Source organism: Streptomyces sp. S3(2020), from assembly GCF_013044505.1.
Taxonomy (GTDB): domain Bacteria; phylum Actinomycetota; class Actinomycetes; order Streptomycetales; family Streptomycetaceae; genus Streptomyces.
In genome coordinates this window covers 37835-55420 of the sequence record NZ_JABERD010000013.1, presented here as the reverse complement: position 1 = coordinate 55420, position 17586 = coordinate 37835, and the positions used below count along the sequence as shown (strand labels likewise).

The following is a 17586-nucleotide window of genomic DNA, read 5'->3' as shown; positions in this document are numbered from 1 at the left end:
GGCCCGCGATGTGTTCGGTTCGCCGATCCTTGTTCGAAATATCGACATCGTGAGTGTTCCTCACCGCATGAAGGAGCCGCATGTACCCCCCACCGCGTTTCGTACGCCGTGTCAGAGCCGCAGCCGTACGCGCACTGGTCCTCGCCCTGGTTGCCACCGCGGCTCTGCTGTTCGCCCAGCCGAACCAGGCGCAGGCGGCGACGAGCCGTCAGATAGCGGTGCCCACCGCCCCGATGGGCTGGGCCTCCTGGAACAGCTTCGCCGCCGTCATCGACTACGACGTGATCAAGCAGCAGGTCGACGCGTTCGTGGCGGCCGGTCTGCCGGAGGCGGGCTACAACCACATCAACATCGACGAGGGGTGGTGGCAGGGCACCCGTGACAGTGCCGGCAACATCACCGTCGACGAGGCCGAGTGGCCCGGTGGCATGAAGGCCATCGCCGACTACATCCACAGCAAGGGGCTCAAGGCCGGCATCTACACCGACGCGGGCAAGGACGGCTGCGGCTACTACTACCCGACCGGCCGCCCCGCCGCACCCGGCTCCGGCAGCGAGGGCCACTACGCGCAGGACATGCTCCAGTTCTCGCAGTGGGGCTTCGACTTCGTGAAGGTCGACTGGTGCGGCGGCGACGCCGAGGGCCTCGACGCGCCGACCACGTACAAGTCCATCAGCGACGCCGTGGCCGCGGCGACGGCCACCACCGGGCGCCCGCTGACCCTCTCCATCTGCAACTGGGGCTACCAGAACACCTGGAACTGGGCCCCCGGTCTCGCGCCGATGTACCGGACCAGCACCGACATCATCTTCTGGGGCAACAACCCCTCGACGGCGAACATGCTGTCCAACTTCGACCAGGGCCTGCACCCGCTCGCCCAGCACACCGGCTACTACAACGACCCGGACATGCTGATGGTCGGCATGACCGGCTTCACGGCCGCCCAGAACCGCACCCACATGAACCTCTGGGCGATCTCCGGCGCACCCCTCCTCGCGGGCAACAACCTCTCCACCATGACCACCGAGACTGCGAACATCCTCAAGAACCCCGAGGTCATCGCCGTCGACCAGGACGCGCGCGGCCTCCAGGGCGTCAAGGTCGCCGAGGACACCTCCGGTCTCCAGGTCTACGGCAAGGTCCTGTCCGGCAGCGGCAACCGTGCCGTCCTCCTGCTCAACCGGACCTCCTCCGCCCAGAACATCACCGCCCGCTGGTCCGACCTCGGCCTGACCAACGCGAACGCGACCGTCCGTGACCTGTGGACCCGCTCGAACATCGGCTCGTACGGCACGGGTTACACCACCAGCGTCCCGGCGGGCGGCTCGGTGATGCTCACGGTGACCGGCGGGACCGAGGCGGCGAGCAGCGTCTACACGGGCTCGTCGAGCTTCTCCGGTGTGGTCGCCGGAAGCACTGGCATCAAGACCGTCGACGTCGCCTACACCAACAACACCTCCACCGCCCGTACCGCGACCCTCCAGGTCAACGGCCAGGGCTCGACGGCGGTCTCCTTCCCGCCGACCGGCTCCGCACAGGGCACGATCTCCGTCCAGGTCGGCCTGTCCAAGGGCTCCTCGAACACGCTGACCTTCAGCAACGCGCCCACCCTGGCCGACATCACCGTCCGCCCGCTGCCGGGCGCCAACAGCACCCTGATCGTCGGAACGGCCTCCAGCCGCTGCCTCGACATCTACAACAACACCATCACCAACGGCACCCAGGCCGAGCTGTGGGACTGCAACGGCGGGCAGAACCAGCAGTGGACGTACACCTCCCGCAAGGAACTCGTGCTGTACGGCAACAAGTGCCTGGACGCCTACAACCTCGGCACCACCAACGGCACCAAGGTCGTCATCTGGGACTGCAACGGCCAGAACAACCAGAAGTGGAACGTCAACAGCGACGGCACCCTCACCAACGTGAACGCCGGGCTCTGCCTGGACGCCTACGGCGCGGGCACGGCCAACGGCACACAGATGGTGCTGTGGACGTGCAACGGCCAGAACAACCAGAAGTGGACGCAGAGCTAGTCCGCTACCGGGCGAGACACGGCACGAGGACACCGAGGGCCATCGCGCACCCGAGCAGCCAACCGGCCAGCAGACGGCGCCGTAGCCCTCGGTAGGCCGACTCGTACTCGTCCCGCAGCCTCCCGGCACGCACCGCGGTGCGCTGCCAGGAGGAGCGGGCGAGTGCGAGGTACTCCGCCTCGAACCGCCGCTCCACCTCGGCCCGTTGGGCATCCGTGAGCCAGTCCAGCGGTGCCGTGAAGCGCTCGGCGGCCGTACGTCCCTCCTCGCGGGTCGCGGCGAGCAGCAGATGCCCCTCGATGTCGTTGAGGAAGCCGCTCACCGTGTCGTCAGCTCCCTCTCCGGCACGTCGGCGTGGTGCAGGTCGAACGCCGGGGACTCGCTGCGGATCCGCGGCAGGGCGACGAAGTTGTGCCGTGGCGGCGGGCAGGACGTCGCCCACTCCAGCGAACGGCCGTAGCCCCACGGGTCGTCGACCTCGACCTTCTCGCCGTACTTGGCCGTCTTCCACACGTTGTAGAAGAAGGGCAGCAGCGACGCGCCGAGCACGAACGAGAAGACACTCGACAGCGTGTTCAGCGGGGTGAGGCCCTCCACCGCCAGATAGTCGGGAATCCGGCGCTGCATCCCGTTCACGCCCAGCCAGTGCTGGACCAGGAACGTGCCGTGGAAGCCGATGAACAACGTCCAGAAGGTCATCTTGCCGAGGCGTTCGTCGAGCATCCTGCCGGTGAACTTCGGCCACCAGAAGTGGAAGCCGGAGAACATCGCGAACACCACGGTGCCGAACACCACGTAGTGGAAGTGCGCCACCACGAAGTACGTGTCGGAGGTCGGGAAGTCGAGCGGCGGCGAGGCGAGCATCACGCCGGTCAGACCGCCAAACACGAAGGTGATCAGGAAGCCGGTGGCCCAGAGCATCGGTGTCTCGAAGGACAACGAGCCCTTCCACATCGTTCCGATCCAGTTGAAGAACTTCACACCGGTCGGTACGGCGATGAGGAACGTCATGAAGGAGAAGAACGGCAGGAGCACGCCGCCGGTGACGTACATGTGGTGCGCCCACACCGTCACGGACAGACCGGCGATCGAGATGGTCGCGGCCACCAGACCCATGTAGCCGAACATCGGCTTACGGGAGAAGACCGGGATCACCTCGGAGATGATCCCGAAGAACGGCAGCGCGATGATGTACACCTCCGGGTGGCCGAAGAACCAGAACAGGTGCTGCCAGAGCAGCGCGCCGCCGTTGGCCGCGTCGAAGATCTGCGCCCCGAACTTCCGGTCCGCCTCCAGGGCGAACAGTGCGGCGGCCAGTACCGGGAAGGCCAGCAGCACGAGGACACCGGTCAGCAGCACGTTCCAGGTGAAGATCGGCATGCGGAACATGGTCATGCCGGGTGCGCGCATGCAGATGATGGTGGTGATGAAGTTGACCGAGCCGAGGATGGTGCCGAAGCCGGAGAAGGCCAGGCCCATGATCCACAGGTCGGCGCCGATGCCCGGGGAGCGGACCGCGTCGGACAGCGGGCTGTAGGCGAACCAGCCGAAGTCGGCCGCGCCCTGCGGGGTGAGGAAGCCACCGACCGCGATGAGCGAGCCGAACAGGTACAGCCAGTAGGCGAACATGTTCAGCCGCGGGAACGCCACGTCGGGGGCGCCGATCTGGAGCGGCATGATCCAGTTCGCGAAGCCGGCGAACAGCGGCGTCGCGAACATCAGCAGCATGATCGTGCCGTGCATCGTGAACGCCTGGTTGAACTGCTCGTTCGACATGATCTGCAGACCGGGCCGGGCCAGCTCGGCGCGCATGAACAGCGCCAGCAGACCACCGACGCAGAAGAACGCGAACGACGTGACCAGATACAGCGTGCCGATCGTCTTGTGATCCGTGGTCGTCAGCCACTTCAGGTGCCTCATGCCCCGCCTGTGTCCGCGCCCGGCCCCCGCGTCACACTTCAGGGACGCGACGAGAATCACGGAAACGGCTGTGACGATCCCGAAGGTGCCGGACACGAACGGAACATGAGCGACGACGACGACTTCGCCGCTGCCTATCGCGAGCACTACTGGGCGGTCAGCCGCTATGTCGCGCGGCGACTGGACGGGCGTACGAACGACGTGGAGGAAGTGGTGGCGGAGGTCTTCACCGTCGCCTGGCGCCGCCGGACCGACCTCCCGGACACCTCCCTGCCCTGGCTGTACGGGGTGGCACGGAACTGCCTGGCCAACGCGGTGCGCGGACAGGGGCGCAGGCGGCGGCTGGTGGACCGGCTGGGCAACGACGACACGGCACACGGACGGCACATCGAGGCCGGACCCGAGACGGAGACGCCCGGCGCCTGGGTGCACGACGCGCTCGCGCGGCTCTCCCCGGGCGACCAGGAGGTGCTGCGGCTGACGGCCTGGGAGGAACTCGGCATCGACGAGGTCGCCGTCGTCCTCGGCTGCGGCCGACGGGCCGCGGCCATGCGGCTGCACCGCGCCCGGCGCCGGCTGAGAGCGGAGATCGACCGCATGGTCCCCCCGACCGCCGCCGCCCTGAAGGAGAACGGCCATGGCTGACGAACTCGAACTCCTGCGCCGCGCCAACCCGGTGCCCGCCGACGCACCCCACTTCGGCGACGGCCCTCTCGACCACCACGCCGAGCGGCGGCTGAACCGGCTCATGCGGCAACGCACGTCCCGCCGGCCCCGGCTGCTCTGGGGCCTGGCGGCCACGGCCGTCGTCGGTGCGCTGGTGGCGGCCCTGCTGTTCACCGACCAGACCACCGCGCCGGCGGTCGCCGCGCCCCGCCCGCTCGTCGTGCAGGCCGACTCCACCCCCGTATCCCTGGAAACCCTGGCGGCGCGGGCGCGGGCGCGGGCGGCCGGCGGTTCGCCCGCGCTCCGCAAGGGCACCCATGTGAAGTCGTGGAGCATGGGCATGAGCGAGGACAAGCCGCCGATCACCTACCCGGAGGAGCGCATCGTGCGGTGGAACGCCGACGACAGCCACACGGAGACCGTCGACGACGGCCACGACCGCACCACGCGGACCTATCCGCCCAGTTGGAGCGACGCCCCGCCGCAGTCGCCGCCCCCGCTCGACGTCACCCGCCTGCGCGCCTATCTCCAGGAAACCCTGCACATCGACACGGCACCCGACACCGGCCAGCTCCTCGACGGTGTCGGGGTGCTCCTGGACCACTGGACCCTCGGTGCCCGCGAGTCGGCGGTGCTGGTCCAACTCCTCGCGGACGCCGAAGGGTTGAAGCCCGTGGGGCAGGTGACGGACCGGTTGGGGCGGCGCGGGCAGGCGTACGTGTACGAGCAGTCCGTCAGCCGGCAGATGCTGATCATGGACCCGGCCACCGGCGCCGTACTCGGTCTGGAGACCACCTTCACCGAGGCGGACCCCGAGTACGGCGTCAAGGCCGGGGACGTCATGGACTACAGCGCCTGGATGCGCTGATTCAGACCCCGAGCTGCCGGGCGGCGGCGTCCACCGTCTGCTCCAGCAGCGTGGCGATCGTCATCGGACCGACGCCGCCCGGCACCGGCGTGATCAGCGAGGCCCGCTCCGCGGCGGAGTCGAAGTCGACGTCGCCGACGTTGCCCTCGTTGTACCCGGCGTCGAGCACCACGGCGCCGGGCTTGATGTCCTGGCCCTTGATGAGCCGCGCCCGGCCCACGGCGGCGACGACGATGTCCGCCTCGCGCACGGCCGCGGACAGGTCCGCGGTCCGCGAGTGGCAGTACGTCACCGTCGCGTCGCGCGCGAGCAGCAGCATGCCGGCCGGCTTGCCGAGGATCGCGCTGCGGCCGACGACCACGGCCCGCTTCCCGGACGGGTCGACGCCGTACTCGTCGAGCAGCCGCATGATCCCGCCGGGCGTGCACGACACGAAGCCCGGCAGACCGAAGCTCATCGTCGCGAACGAGGCGAAGGTGACACCGTCGACGTCCTTCTCGGGCGCGATCGCCTCGAACGCGGCCCGCTCGTCGATGTGCTCGCCCATCGGGTGCTGGAGCAGGATGCCGTGCACGGCGGGATCGGCGGAGAGCGCCCTGAGGGTGCCCACCAGCTCCTCGGTCGTGGTCGCCGCGGGCAGCTCCACATGCCGGGAGGCGATACCGGCCTTGCGGCAGCGGTTCTGCTTCATCCGGACGTAGGTCACCGAGGCGGGGTCCGCCCCGACCAGTACGGTCGCGAGACACGGTGTACTGCCGGTGCGTTCGGTGAGGTCGGCGGCGCGCTTGCCGGTCTCCTCCACGATCCGCCGGGCGAGTGCCGTGCCGTCCATGAGCCGGGCCTGAGACATGATCCACTCCTGGGCTGGTAGTCGGTTCGCCCAGGCGCACGGCATCAGGTTCCACGGACCGCTCCCCGGTGGTGCTCCACCTCAGCGCCAGTCACGGCCCGCCCTCAGCCTAACCCTTCGGTGGCGGGGCGGTCGGGTCGACCCCGGCCAGGAAGCCGGTCGCCTGGGCGTGGAGATGGCCCGCGCCGATCGCCTCGGCCCAGCGGGCGATCTCCGCCGCCAGCGCGGTCGCGCCGCCCTCGTCACCCGCGTCGCGGGCCAGCACCGCCAGCAGCATCTGCTGGGTGAGGACACCCGGGATCATGCCCGCGCGTGCGCCCAGCGCGGTGGCCCGCCGCCAGTGCTCCAGGGCCCGCTCGTGATCGCCGGCGTCGTGGTCGTGGTCACCGAGGTGCCGCAGCGCCTCGCGGACCAGGAGGTCGTCGCCCGACTCACCGGCGCGCAGGGCGGCCTCGTAGTGGGCGGGCGCCGCGGAGCGCTCGCCGAAGAGGTTGTCGGCGATCAGCCCCAGGTACATCGAGGCCCAGCCCCGCCGCACCTCGTCGGGGGCGGCCTCGCGCAGCTCGTGTCCGCGGCTGCGGATCGCCACGAGCGCCCGCGGGTCCTTGCCCTCGGCACCGTGCCGGGACGTGCCGTCGGGGCGGAACAGCCGCAGGTAGTCGTGGCGCAGCCGCACGAAGTCCAGGTCCCAGTCACCGCCCGGTGACTCCTTCTCCGCCTGCTCGGCGCGGGCTGCGGCGAGCCGCGTGCCGGCGAACCAGTCGCTCTCCAGGGCGACTTCGGCCGCCGCCAGGGCCAGGCGTGCGCGGTCCTCGGGCACGTCGGACGTCGTCGCGTCCAACAGGCGCAGCGCTCGGTCCCACCGTCCCGCCAGTGACAAGTCCCTTGCGGAGGCGAGAAGTTCGTCGAGGTCGACGAATGTGCTCGTGGTGTTCGTCATGGCAGGGGAAGGTAGTGAGATGAAAAACCATCCACGAGAAAATCACTGCGGGGAGCAGACGACGCAGGACTCGGTCGACCGGCATGTCGAGGCGTGGTCGAAGGAACTCGACTGGATGGACCCGGTCAAGGAGGCGATCTACGCACGGCTGGCGAAGCTCGCCCGGCACGCGTCCCAGGCGCGTCGCGACGCCCTCGACTCCGACGGGCTGCGGCACTGGCAGTACAAGGTGCTGCTGACCCTGCGCCGGCACGGTCCGCCCTACACCGCGAGCCCCTCGGAGCTCGCCGACCGGCTCGGGCTGACGCGGGGCGCCCTGTCGGCACGGCTGGCGCCGCTGGAGGAGGCCGGGCTGATCGGGCGCACGCACGAGAGCGCCGACCGGCGAAGGGTGCTGGTCCGGCTCACCGGGGCCGGATACGCAGCCTTCGAACAGCACGCGGCGGCGGAGGAAGCGGACGAGGTCGCGCTCCTCGCAGCACTGACCGCAGAAGAGCAACGGACGCTAGCCGACCTGCTGCGGAAACTGGTCGTGGCCGCGGAGTGCGGACCGGACCGGCCCGCACCGCGAAGGTCCAGGTCAACCGGGTCGTGATCTGGACCTTCGGCAACCGGCTCCTTACTCGTCCCATGCCTGGATCATGATCTGTTCGGCGATCTTGCCGTCCCGCAGCGTGATCATCGACTCGGAGAGGACCCGCACCCCGTCCGAGTACAGGCAGGACTCGCTGTACGCGACGGTGTCGCCGTCCATGACGCAGCGTTCTACCTTGTGCGTCATGTCGCGGCTGTAGACGTCCTCGAGGAGTGCGCCGATCTCGTCGCGGCCGTGCAGGATCCTTGGACTGCTGGGCTGGGTGTTGCGGTCCACGACGCGCAGTTCCGCGTCGTCCGCGTAGAGCGACAGCAGGTTCGTCGCGGTGTTTCCCTCGATGCTCTGGCGCAGTGTTTCGGTGGTGAACGCGGTGCCCATGACTGACCTCCGACGAGGCCCGCGGTGGAAGGGGGAGCGGGCCGCGCGAGCCTCTCCTTCGAGACTCCTCCGCCCCGCCGGGCTCGGCAAGCGCAACCGCGACACTCCTCCTGACGGGTGAGCGGCGCCAGGTGCCCGTGTCCGGCGCGGGCCCGGTGGCGTTGCTGACAACATGATCTCCACTCGACGTATCGCCGCCGTCGTCGGTCTCGCCGTCGGCGTCACCGGTCTCGCCGCCCCGATGGCGAGCGCCGCTCCCGAGGCCAAGGGCGCCGCCCCTCTGAGCCCGATGGCCATGCTCGACTCGCTCACCGTGAGCGACCTGCCCGCGGAGTACAAGGACGCCCTCCCGCGGCCCTCCGCGCAGCTGGCGGAGCTCAACAAGCTGAACGACCTCAACCAGCTGAGCCAGGTGACCGACCTGGCCGCCCCCGTCACCCAGGTGCTGCCAGGAATCCAGTAGTCACACGCGTACGTCCACACCGAGGGCCGCCCGGCCCGCCAGAAGTCCAGCGCGGCCGGGCGGCCCTTGACATTGTTGCCGGGTGAACAGAGCATGCGCTTAGAAATGAATCTTGGTTCACGTGGCGAACAAAGAGGTCCGCATCATGCCCATCACCCGCGAACTGTTCATCGGCGGCAAGGACGTGCCCGCCGCCTCCGGCCGTAGGGCGGAGGACGTCAACCCCTACACCGGCGAGGTGTACGCGACCGTCGCGGCCGCGGGCCCGGAGGACGTACGGCGGGCCGTGGACGCGGCCGACGCGGCGTTCCCCGAATGGGCCGCGCTGGCCCCGTTCGCCCGGCGCGCGATCCTGCTGAAGGCCGCCGACCTCCTCGACGGCAAGGGCGACCAGGTCGCCGAACTCATGGCCCACGAGGCAGGCGGAACCCGGCCGTGGGCGCACTTCAACGTCTACCTCGCGGCGAACATGCTGCGCGAGGCCGCCGCCGCCGTGACGGCCCCGCGAGGCGAGGTCCTCACCGCCCAGGAACAGGGCGCGCTCGGCCTCGCGGTCCGTGAACCGGTCGGCGTCGTCGCCGCGTTCGCGCCGTGGAACGCGCCGGTCATCCTCGGCGTCCGCGCGGTCGCGGCGCCGCTGGCCGCCGGGAACACCGTCGTCGTCAAGACCAGCGAGGACGCTCCCATCGCCTGCGGCCTGTTCGTGGCCGACGTGCTGCGCGAGGCCGGGCTGCCGGACGGTGTGCTGAACGTGGTCACCAACGCCCGTGAGGACGCGGCGGAGATAGCCGAGGCGCTGATCGCCGACCCGCGCGTCCGCGCGGTCAACTTCACCGGCTCCACCGGTGTCGGCCGGATCATCGGCGAGCACGCGGCCCGTCATCTCAAGCCCGCGGTACTGGAGTTGGGCGGCAAGAACTCGGTGATCGTGCTCGCCGACGCGGACGTCGACTACGCGGTGGACGCCGTCACCTTCAGCGTGTTCATGAACGCCGGACAGATCTGCATGTCCGGCGACCGGATCCTCGTCCACGAGTCACTGGCCGAGGAGTTCACCCGGAAGCTCACCGCCAAGACGGCCTCGCTCCAGGCCGGTGACCCGAACGACCCGCACACCGTGGTCGGACCGCTCGTCGCCGCCTCCGCCGCGCAGCGCGTGGCAGGACTGGTCGAGGACGCCGTCGCCAAGGGCGCGAAGGTCCTCACCGGCGGCGGGAAGCCCGACGGAGCGGTGCACCCGGCGACCGTGCTCACCGATGTGCCCAAGGACGCCGAGATCTACCACGCCGAGGCGTTCGGGCCGGTGTGCGTGGTCGAGACGTTCTCCGACGACGACACCGCCGTGACCGTCGCCAACGACACGGAGAACGGCCTGACCTGCGGCATCATCACCGAGAACGCCACGCATGGCCTGGCCGTCGCCCGCCGGATCCGTACCGGCATCGTGCACATCAACGACCAGTCGGTGGCCGACGAGCCACAGGCCCCCTTCGGCGGCTTCAAGGCCTCCGGATACGGCCGCTTCGGCGGACGCTGGGGCATCGAGGCCTTCTCCAACACCCGCTGGGTGACCATCGCCACCCAGCAGGCGCACTACCCGTTCTAGGGCCTGTCGTCACCTTCCCGTCGTCCGCCCGGAGGGCGGGCCGCGCGGCGTCAGGTGCGTGCTCTCGGCGTGCCGGGCGCAGGCCCTCGTACTGCTGGTACGTGGGTCTGTGCCCGGTACGGCGAGTGGGGGCACCTCCCACGCCCTCAAGGCAGTGGGGGAGCGTGCATGGCGCCGCGCGGCTGGGGGCACCCCCTCTGGGGGAGGGAATGTGACGACAGGCCCTAGGACCGGCCGACGACCTCCGGGCCGGCGTCCAGGAAGTGGAAGCCGGGCCGGGGGTGCATCAGGAAGTCGTGGTGGGAGATGTTCCACGCGTAGGCACCCGCGAGCGCGAACACCACCCGGTCACCCGCCCGCAGCCCCGCCGCGGGGACCCGGCGGGCGAGGACGTCCTTCGGTGTGCACAACTGCCCGGCCAGCGTGATGTGTTCGCCCTCGGTCGCCGGCCGCTCCCAGGGGTGCGGCCAGCGGTCCACCGTCAGGACGGAACAGGGCTGGTCGTGGCCCTTCGTGGCCGGGGTCCGCAGATGGTGGGTACCGCCCCGGACCACACCGAACTCCTCGCCGTGGCTCCGCTTCACGTCCAGCACCTCCGTGGCGTACCAGCCGCAGTACGCCGTAAGTGCCCGCCCCGGCTCGATGCGCAGCGTCAACTCCGGGTGCGCCGCGCCGAGTCGCGCGAGCCCCTCGCCGAACGCGGCCCAGTCGAAGCGGCGGTCCGGGTCCGCGTAGTCGACGTGCATACCGCCACCGACATTCACCTCCCCGATCCGGACCCCGAGTCCGGTGGCCCAGGCCACGATCGCCTCGGCCACCGCGAGCTGTTCCGGGGCTTCGAGACCGCTGGCCAAGTGGGCGTGCACGCCCCGCAGTTCGAGGTGCGGATAGGCACCGTCCGTGAGCGCGTGGACCAATTCCGCGGCCTGGGCCGGGTCCATGCCGAACGGTGTCGGACGCCCGCCCATCGCCAGCGAACTGCCCGCCAGTGAACCGTCGGACAGGGCGAGGTTGACCCGCGGCAGCACCCCCACCCGCCGCCCGGCCCGCCGCGCCAGCTCGCCCAGCATCCGCAGCTCGTACCCGCTCTCGACGTGGAAGCGCTCGACCCCCAGCTCCAGCGCGGCCGTCACCTCGTCCGGCGTCTTGCCGGGGCCGCCGAAAGCCAGCGGACGCCCTGGCACCGCCGCGGCCACATGGGCGAGTTCACCGCCCGAGGAGACCTCGTAGCCGTCGACGTACGGACCGAGCGCGGCGAGGATCTCCGGCTCGGGGTTGGCCTTGGCGGCGTAGTACAGCTCGACCCGCTCGGGCAGAGCGGACCGTACGGCGGCGGCGTGCGTGCGCAGCGCCGCCAAGTCGTACAGGTAGGCGGGCAGTTCGGCCGACGTGAGGGCGAGGGCGCGGTCGTGGACGGCAGGGGTCATCGGGTGCTCCCGGTCAGGATGTCCCCGGCGAGCGGGGACGGCAGAGGGACGTAACCGGCCTCGCGGTCGGCCTTGCGCTCCCAGCGGGTCAGCAGGTTCGCCTTCGCGGGCAGCGGGACACCGGCGAGCAGGGCGGACAGACGCGGCGGACAGCCGAGGCGGTCGGCGTACGACCGGAGCGTCGAGCGGACCCGGCCCCACAGCTCGGCCTCCGTCCGCGGGTGCAGATCGGCCAGGGCGGCGAGCAGCTCCGCGATGTGGTTGACCAGGAGGCAGTAGACGACCCGGTCCCAGCCGCGCTGCGCGTCGTACGTCATCGGACCCGCGACCTCGGGCGGCAGCGCCGCGAGGGTGTCGGCGTGGTGCTCGGGGACGAGCTTGGTGCCCTCCAGATCACGGAAGAGCACCTGGGCGGGCATGCCGTCGCCGTCCACGCACACCAGGACGTTCTGGAGGTGGGGTTCCAGGACCAGACCGTGGTCGAAATAGGCGGCCAGGACCGGCGGGACGAGCAGATCGAGGTACGCCGACCACCAGTCGAGGGCCACCTGCGCGTCGGCCCCGTCGAGCAGACGGGAGATGTGGGCGCCGCTGCTCGGGTACTCGTCGGCGACGGCGGCCGCCAGGAGGGGAGTGGTACCGGGCGCGAGCCGCTCGGGCAGGCCCTCACGGACGATCACGCCGAAGCCCTCGAACAGCGCCTGGTCCGGGCCGCCGTCGGGTCCCGGCAGGGCGAGCGTGCGGTAGGCGGGCTCTCGGAGCACCGCGCTGCCGGGGAAGCGCTCGGCGAGGTCGGCCAGCGCCGGGGCCAGCACACGGGTCAGGGCGACGGCACCGGACAGCTCGTAACTGCTGTTCTTGCGCAGGCAGTTGGTGATCCGCACGTTCAGGCTGAACTTGAGGAAGGTCTCCCCGTCGTAGAGCGTGCGCACGGACGCGGTCGCCGCGAAGGGCCGGCCGCCCGGACCGAGGTCGAGGACGTCGCCGTTCTCCAGCGCCGCGCTGAGCGCCGGGTGCTCGCGGAGTGTGTCGTACTGCCACGGGTGGGCGGGCAGCAGCCGGTATCCGGCCGGGACGTCGGCGCGCAGCCGGTCCAGGGCGGCGGTGGCCGACGGCTCCGCGGCCTCCTCCGCCAGCAGATGTTCCCGCACGGCGAGGTGCCGCAGCGGGAAGACGGCCCCCACCTCCGGCGCGTACGCCGACCAGGCGCGCGGGTCGCCGGTGCGGGCCTTGGGCGTGGGGTGGAAGCGGTGGCCGAAGAACAGGGACTGCTCGGAGGCGAGGTAGGGGTCGCCGCCCCGCGAGGTGACGGTCGCGGTGAGGGCCGTCGTCACGGCCTCGTGGCTGGAGGCGACCTGCTCCAGGAACTCGTCGTTGCGCACCCCGGTCCGCAGCGACAGCTCGTCGTGCGTGTACTCGGCGAGGCGGCGCCAGTCCAGCTCCGCCCAGTCGCCGTTGCGCTGTTCCTGCACGGGACCCGTGAACCGGTGCGCGCCGAGCAGCGAGGCGCGGCGCAGGGACACCCGGAGCAGCACCCCGCGGCGGGGCAGCCGCAGCAGGAGCCGGCCGTCGGCGACGACGCTCTGGTGCTCGGGGCCGGAGACCTCGCGCAGCAGACAGTTCAGGAGGGTGTGGGCCACCACGTCGTCGGCGGTGGGCAGGTCGGTGCGCCCGGGCGGACGGGTCCGGGCAGGCGAGGTCTGGGTGCGGGTGAGCGAGGGCATCAGCGGCTCCAGCGGGGGGTCATGGAGGGGACGAGGGCCGCCACGGCGGTGACGGCGGCAGCGGCGGCGCCGGTCAGCGCGGGGGCGGCGGGGCCGAAGCGGACACTGCCGGCGGCCGCGACGAGGCCGGCGGCGACCGCGCCGGCCTTGGAGAAGAACTCCAGCGAACCGAACAGCCCGCCGGGCGCCCGGCCCTTGGCGCAGTCCGCGGCGAGCACCTGGAGACACACCAGACCGAGCGTGAGCCCAGCGCCGAGCAGCAGCCGTACGGCGATCAGCGCGGGCAGCGAGTCGACGACGCCGTGTCCGGCGAGACCGAGCGCGATCAGGACGAAACCGAGCACGATCCCGGCCCTGGGACGGCCGCGGAACCTGGAGTGCACGGCCAGCGCCGCCACCAGATAGCACAGGTGGGGGAGGGCGAAGAGCACTCCGGACAGCGTCGGCGAGGTGCCCGGGAGCCGGTCGTCGACCAGGGCGATGAGATAGGGGAAGGAGATGACGGTGGAGAAGACGAAGGCGAACTCGATCGCGTAGAGCGCCTTGAGCGACATCACCGGGGACGTGCGATCCGCGGTGACGGCCTCGTCCGTGGTGCGGGCGACCGGCTCCGGTTCGGGCAGGGCCGCCAGCAACAGCGCGGCCGTGAGGGGGAGTACGGCCAGGAGCGCGTACTGGCGGTGCGGGGACAGCCAGCCGGACAGCGCGCCGACCACGATCGGCGCGAAGACCAGGGCCGCCCGGGCGCTGCCCTGCATCAGCGTGAGCGCCTTCGACAGGGCCGGGCCCTCCAGGGCCGCGCCCAGATAGCCGTTGGAGGCGGCGAAGGTGCCGCCCAGGACGCCCTGGAGGACGAGCGCGACCGTGAAGGTGGCCAGCGAGTCGGCCCACCCGGCGAGCAGGAACGCCACCGCGAGCCCCAACTGGGCGCGCAGCAGCAGCCGTTTACGGCCGTAGCGGTCGGCGAGCCGCCCCCACATCGGGGCCGCCAGACCTCCGAACACGGTCGGGACGACATAGAGCACCCCCGCCCAGCGGGCCTCGCGGTCGCCGAGTTCCGGCAGGATCTCGGTGAGGTAGGGCGGCAGGCCCAGGGCCGCGAAGGACGCCACGAAATAGCAGGCGGCCACCGCGTGCACCTGACCGCGGCCGGAGGCGGACCGCGGGATCCGCAGAGCCCCGGCGCTCATGCCGAACCGCCTTGTCGCAACAGGTAGTTGGGGCCGGTCGTGTAGTGCTTGTTGATGTCGGCCGCGCCGGACCGCTCCTTGGACAGCAGCGAGCCGGCCGTGACCATCGCCTTCACCGGCAGCCGCGGCGCGTCAAGGACCCGCTCGCGCAGCACGGCGGCCGCGTCCCCGCCGAGCCGGTCCACGGACTCGGCCAGCCGGTCGCGCAGGAGGCCGAGGAGTGCCCGCCGGTGCCCAGGGAGGCCGAACGCGTAGGCGCCCGCGCACAGATGGACGGTGATGGTGGCGAACAGGTCGGCGACCGGCCCGTCCCCGGAGACGCAGGTCCGTGCGTCGTCGAAGCCCCACGGGCCGGGAAGCACCGCGCCGAGCCGCTTCGCGTTGACGCGGGGCCCGTCGTTGTCCTTGAACAGCAGCCGCAGATCGCCCGGCCGCAGCACGAGCGAGATGTTCTGCTGATGCGACTCCAGCGCGATGCCGTACCCGAACAGTGTGGTCTGCCAGTCGAACAGCAGCGTCAGGAAGGCGTCCAGCAGGGCGAGCGGGTCGCCGCCGTAGAAGCGGTCGGCCAGATGGTCGATGACCAGCCGCCCGTCCGGGGCGTCGGCGAGCAGGGCGGCCAGCGGTACGACCTCGGCGCCGTCCACGGCGGCCGGGAAGCGCCGGCACAGGACGGCCAGCAGCTCGTGCCCGGCATGGGCGTACGTCGCCTCGTCGGCGTGCAGGATGATGCCCTGGAACCGGGGCTCCCTGGCGATCACGGCTTCCAGCAGCCGCTGTCCCGCGGCGCCGTCCACGAGCGTGCCGGGCTTGACGGTCCGCTTGTTGCGCAGCCCCAACGTGGCCGTGGCCAGCGGGAGTTTGAGGTGCACCGACGTGTTCACGGCCACCGTACGCATCGACAGGGTCGGTACGACCTCCAGGTGGGTCCGGTCGGCGAACACCGCCCCGTCCGGGAGCCCGGCGTCCCACAGGGCGTCGACCGTCAACGGATGCACCGGCAGGACCACATGGGTGCCCTCCACCTCGGCGAGGCCGAGCTGCCGGGGGGTGGGCCAGAAGGCGGGGAGCGTACCGGTCAGGGTGACGGTCTCGCGGCGCAGGGCGATCCAGCGCAGCGCGAAACGGGGGTGGAACTCCGGTGCGTAGGCCTGTAGTTGCGGCTCGTCGAGGCCGGAGCGGCCGCGCGCGGTCGGATAGACGGGATGGTCGAGCCGGGCGGCGAGGGTGTCGTAGGCCAGTGCGGGCCAGCGTGTCGAGTCGCCGCCGAACCTCCCCTCGACCTCGGACCGGGTGGCCGTGTGCAGCCGCAGGGTGGCCAGCGTCTGCCGGCACTCCTCGGCGAAGGCGTCGTAGCCCTCGCGGTCGACGGGGTCGGCGAGTGCGCGCAGTGCGCTGAGGACGGTGTCGTACGAGGTCAGCTCGGCGCCGTCCGACTCGCGGACGAGCAGGGGCAGCCGGGCCGCGTACTCGCACTGGAAGCCGTCCTCGACGACGGGCAGGAGCAGCGCGTCGGCCCCGGAGTCCCTGTCCGGCAACCGCAGCCAGGGGCCGTCCGGCCGGTGCACGAGCGTGCTGGCGGTGCGTAGCCCCACCACGTCCTCGCGGAGCAGGGCGCTGAGCACGCGCGTGAGCAGTTCCTGCGCGCAGGTGTCGGCCGCCGCGGCCGTCCCGTCTGTCACGGCCGTCACGGCTGGATCTCCCAGCGCAGCCCGGCAAGGAAGTCGGCCGTCACCCGGTCCACCGTCGGCTGGTCGGTGCCCGTGGCACGCAGGACGCCGAGGTAGTCGCGATTGGTGCCGTACAGCTCGTGCCGCTCGCCCGGCTGGCGCAGCGGACGGTACGTCAAGTGCACACCGTCGACGTCCAGTTCCGTGGCCGCCGGAGCCTCGGTGAGGGTGCCGGGGCGCTCGGCGCAGGGGTACTCCAGCCGGGCGGCGCCGTCGCGGCGGGCGCCCAGGTCGGCGGGGAGCGGCTCACCCAGGTGGGCGCGGAGGATGTGCTCGAAGAGCGGGATCTCCAGCAGTCGGGCCAGCAGCAGATCGCACTGGTCGCCGATGGCCCGGTAGTTGACCTCGATGATCCTCGCCCGGCCCTCGTACACCACGAACTCGGTGTGGCAGGCGCCGAACCCGACGCCGAGCGCGTCCAGTTGGGCGAGGACCTGCGCGACGACCGGCCCGGGGTGGGCCGGCACGAAGGTGAGGCACTCCTCGATGAAGTACGGCGGCGGCGACAGCTCGGTGTGGAAGCCGCCCAGGACGTGCCGGGTCCGCCCGTCGCCCAGGGTCTCCAGGGTGTAGAGCTCGCCGGGAAGGTACTCCTCGACGACCAGGACGGTGCCGGGGCGCCGGTCGAAGATCTCCTTGGACCGCGTCATGAGGTCCTCGGCGTTGTCGACGAGGACGACGTCCTCGCTGGCCACCCCCTCGCGCGGCTTGACGACACAGGGGTACGGGGCGTCCGGCGGGGCGGCGGCCGGTTCGGTGAGCTCGGTCGACCAGACCGTGTCCACGCCCGCGTCGGCGAGCCGGCGGCGCATCTCGGCCTTGTCCTTGCAGCGCAGGGTGGCCCGCCAGTCCTTGCCGGGGAGCCCGAAGTAGGCGGCGGCCAGGGCGGCCTGGGTCTGGAGGTGGTCGCTGTTGGTGAAGACCGCGTCGGGCCGGTGGTGGGTGGAGATACGGGTGACGACCGCCCGGAAGTCGCGGACGTCGCACGGAAGGATCTCGATGTCCGGGTAGGCGGCGCGGTGGGCGTCGGGCTGGTCGGTGAGGACGCTGACGTCCAGGCCCAGGCGGGCGGCCGCGGGCAGGAAGCCCTCGGTGACGGAGTCGGTCGGGTTGAGGGCAAGCAGGTACAGACGCATGGGTGGAGGAGAACTTCCGCTAGCGGGTGGGGGGTTGAAAGGGCGGGCCCGGGCCATGAC

Annotated in this window: 16 protein-coding genes and 1 riboswitch; of the genes, 6 read left to right on the top strand and 10 right to left on the bottom strand. The window is 71.3% G+C overall.

Annotated features, from left to right (window positions below):
* Positions 1-80 precede the first annotated feature (80 nt).
* On the top strand, positions 81-2033 hold the full coding sequence (locus HLK59_RS07065; RefSeq protein WP_171140383.1) for a ricin-type beta-trefoil lectin domain protein: 1953 nt from the start codon (positions 81-83) through the stop codon (positions 2031-2033).
* 4 nt (positions 2034-2037) lie between these two features.
* Here HLK59_RS07065 and HLK59_RS07060 read toward each other — a convergent pair whose 3' ends face one another.
* On the bottom strand, positions 2038-2355 hold the full coding sequence (locus HLK59_RS07060; protein ID WP_171140382.1) for a hypothetical protein: 318 nt from the start codon (positions 2353-2355) through the stop codon (positions 2038-2040).
* A complete protein-coding gene (gene ctaD / locus HLK59_RS07055; RefSeq protein ID WP_171140381.1) occupies positions 2352-3953 on the bottom strand; it encodes a cytochrome c oxidase subunit I in 1602 nt (533 codons plus the stop codon). The genes HLK59_RS07060 and ctaD overlap by 4 nt, the downstream gene beginning before the upstream one ends.
* A gap of 105 nt (positions 3954-4058) precedes the next feature.
* Between ctaD and HLK59_RS07050 the strand changes: the two genes are divergently transcribed.
* A complete protein-coding gene (locus HLK59_RS07050) occupies positions 4059-4598 on the top strand; it encodes a sigma-70 family RNA polymerase sigma factor (RefSeq protein ID WP_171140380.1) in 540 nt (179 codons plus the stop codon).
* Positions 4591-5487 carry a CU044_5270 family protein gene (locus HLK59_RS07045; protein WP_171140379.1) on the top strand — a complete coding sequence of 299 codons (897 nt, stop codon included), beginning with the start codon at positions 4591-4593 and terminating at the stop codon, positions 5485-5487. Before HLK59_RS07050 ends, HLK59_RS07045 begins: the two co-directional genes overlap by 8 nt.
* Before the next feature lies 1 nt (position 5488).
* Here HLK59_RS07045 and HLK59_RS07040 read toward each other — a convergent pair whose 3' ends face one another.
* Positions 5489-6337, bottom strand: a complete 849-nt coding sequence (locus HLK59_RS07040; protein ID WP_171140378.1) for a bifunctional 5,10-methylenetetrahydrofolate dehydrogenase/5,10-methenyltetrahydrofolate cyclohydrolase — start codon at positions 6335-6337, stop codon at positions 5489-5491.
* 21 nt (positions 6338-6358) lie between these two features.
* Positions 6359-6442: riboswitch (ZMP/ZTP riboswitch) on the bottom strand.
* Between the two features lie 4 nt (positions 6443-6446).
* Positions 6447-7277 carry a hypothetical protein gene (locus tag HLK59_RS07035; RefSeq protein ID WP_171140377.1) on the bottom strand — a complete coding sequence of 277 codons (831 nt, stop codon included), beginning with the start codon at positions 7275-7277 and terminating at the stop codon, positions 6447-6449.
* Between the two features lie 19 nt (positions 7278-7296).
* Between HLK59_RS07035 and HLK59_RS07030 the strand changes: the two genes are divergently transcribed.
* On the top strand, positions 7297-7872 hold the full coding sequence (locus tag HLK59_RS07030; protein ID WP_171140376.1) for a MarR family transcriptional regulator: 576 nt from the start codon (positions 7297-7299) through the stop codon (positions 7870-7872).
* Between the two features lie 24 nt (positions 7873-7896).
* Here HLK59_RS07030 and HLK59_RS07025 read toward each other — a convergent pair whose 3' ends face one another.
* The gene (locus HLK59_RS07025; RefSeq protein ID WP_171140375.1) at positions 7897-8250 is read right to left on the bottom strand and encodes a nuclear transport factor 2 family protein; all 354 of its coding nucleotides are present in this window, start codon (positions 8248-8250) and stop codon (positions 7897-7899) included.
* Between the two features lie 172 nt (positions 8251-8422).
* On the opposite strand from HLK59_RS07025, the gene HLK59_RS07020 reads away from it, so the two are divergent.
* Both HLK59_RS07020 and HLK59_RS07015 read left to right on the top strand, forming a co-directional pair.
* A complete protein-coding gene (locus HLK59_RS07020) occupies positions 8423-8713 on the top strand; it encodes a hypothetical protein (RefSeq protein ID WP_171140374.1) in 291 nt (96 codons plus the stop codon).
* Positions 8714-8858: 145 nt separating this feature from the next.
* Positions 8859-10319, top strand: coding sequence for an aldehyde dehydrogenase family protein (locus HLK59_RS07015; RefSeq protein WP_171140421.1), 1461 nt, complete (start codon positions 8859-8861; stop codon positions 10317-10319).
* 224 nt (positions 10320-10543) lie between these two features.
* Here HLK59_RS07015 and HLK59_RS07010 read toward each other — a convergent pair whose 3' ends face one another.
* The 5 genes from HLK59_RS07010 to HLK59_RS06990 are packed head-to-tail and all read right to left on the bottom strand — an operon-like array spanning position 10544 to position 17526.
* Positions 10544-11746: a type III PLP-dependent enzyme gene (locus HLK59_RS07010; RefSeq protein ID WP_171140373.1), complete on the bottom strand. Its 1203-nt coding sequence runs from the start codon at positions 11744-11746 to the stop codon at positions 10544-10546.
* Positions 11743-13470 carry an IucA/IucC family protein gene (locus HLK59_RS07005; protein WP_171140372.1) on the bottom strand — a complete coding sequence of 576 codons (1728 nt, stop codon included), beginning with the start codon at positions 13468-13470 and terminating at the stop codon, positions 11743-11745. The genes HLK59_RS07010 and HLK59_RS07005 overlap by 4 nt, the downstream gene beginning before the upstream one ends.
* A complete protein-coding gene (locus tag HLK59_RS07000; protein ID WP_171140371.1) occupies positions 13470-14660 on the bottom strand; it encodes an MFS transporter in 1191 nt (396 codons plus the stop codon). The genes HLK59_RS07005 and HLK59_RS07000 overlap by 1 nt, the downstream gene beginning before the upstream one ends.
* A complete protein-coding gene (locus tag HLK59_RS06995) occupies positions 14657-16351 on the bottom strand; it encodes an IucA/IucC family protein (RefSeq protein WP_346779666.1) in 1695 nt (564 codons plus the stop codon). Before HLK59_RS06995 ends, HLK59_RS07000 begins: the two co-directional genes overlap by 4 nt.
* The gene (locus HLK59_RS06990; protein ID WP_171140370.1) at positions 16348-17526 is read right to left on the bottom strand and encodes an ATP-grasp domain-containing protein; all 1179 of its coding nucleotides are present in this window, start codon (positions 17524-17526) and stop codon (positions 16348-16350) included. The genes HLK59_RS06995 and HLK59_RS06990 overlap by 4 nt, the downstream gene beginning before the upstream one ends.
* Positions 17527-17586: the final 60 nt, after the last annotated feature.

Excerpts from the sequence above, each read along its gene's own strand:
- HLK59_RS07065 (WP_171140383.1), top strand. The coding sequence starts at position 81 with ATGTACCCCCCACCGCGTTTCGTACGCCGTGTCAGAGCCGCAGCCGTA.
- ctaD (WP_171140381.1), bottom strand. The coding sequence starts at position 3,953 with ATGAGGCACCTGAAGTGGCTGACGACCACGGATCACAAGACGATCGGC.
- HLK59_RS07050 (WP_171140380.1), top strand. The coding sequence starts at position 4,059 with ATGAGCGACGACGACGACTTCGCCGCTGCCTATCGCGAGCACTACTGG.
- HLK59_RS07045 (WP_171140379.1), top strand. The coding sequence starts at position 4,591 with ATGGCTGACGAACTCGAACTCCTGCGCCGCGCCAACCCGGTGCCCGCC.
- HLK59_RS07040 (WP_171140378.1), bottom strand. The coding sequence starts at position 6,337 with ATGTCTCAGGCCCGGCTCATGGACGGCACGGCACTCGCCCGGCGGATC.
- HLK59_RS07035 (WP_171140377.1), bottom strand. The coding sequence starts at position 7,277 with ATGACGAACACCACGAGCACATTCGTCGACCTCGACGAACTTCTCGCC.
- HLK59_RS07030 (WP_171140376.1), top strand. The coding sequence starts at position 7,297 with ATGAAAAACCATCCACGAGAAAATCACTGCGGGGAGCAGACGACGCAG.
- HLK59_RS07025 (WP_171140375.1), bottom strand. The coding sequence starts at position 8,250 with ATGGGCACCGCGTTCACCACCGAAACACTGCGCCAGAGCATCGAGGGA.
- HLK59_RS07020 (WP_171140374.1), top strand. The coding sequence starts at position 8,423 with ATGATCTCCACTCGACGTATCGCCGCCGTCGTCGGTCTCGCCGTCGGC.
- HLK59_RS07015 (WP_171140421.1), top strand. The coding sequence starts at position 8,859 with ATGCCCATCACCCGCGAACTGTTCATCGGCGGCAAGGACGTGCCCGCC.
- HLK59_RS07010 (WP_171140373.1), bottom strand. The coding sequence starts at position 11,746 with ATGACCCCTGCCGTCCACGACCGCGCCCTCGCCCTCACGTCGGCCGAA.
- HLK59_RS07005 (WP_171140372.1), bottom strand. The coding sequence starts at position 13,470 with ATGCCCTCGCTCACCCGCACCCAGACCTCGCCTGCCCGGACCCGTCCG.
- HLK59_RS07000 (WP_171140371.1), bottom strand. The coding sequence starts at position 14,660 with ATGAGCGCCGGGGCTCTGCGGATCCCGCGGTCCGCCTCCGGCCGCGGT.
- HLK59_RS06990 (WP_171140370.1), bottom strand. The coding sequence starts at position 17,526 with ATGCGTCTGTACCTGCTTGCCCTCAACCCGACCGACTCCGTCACCGAG.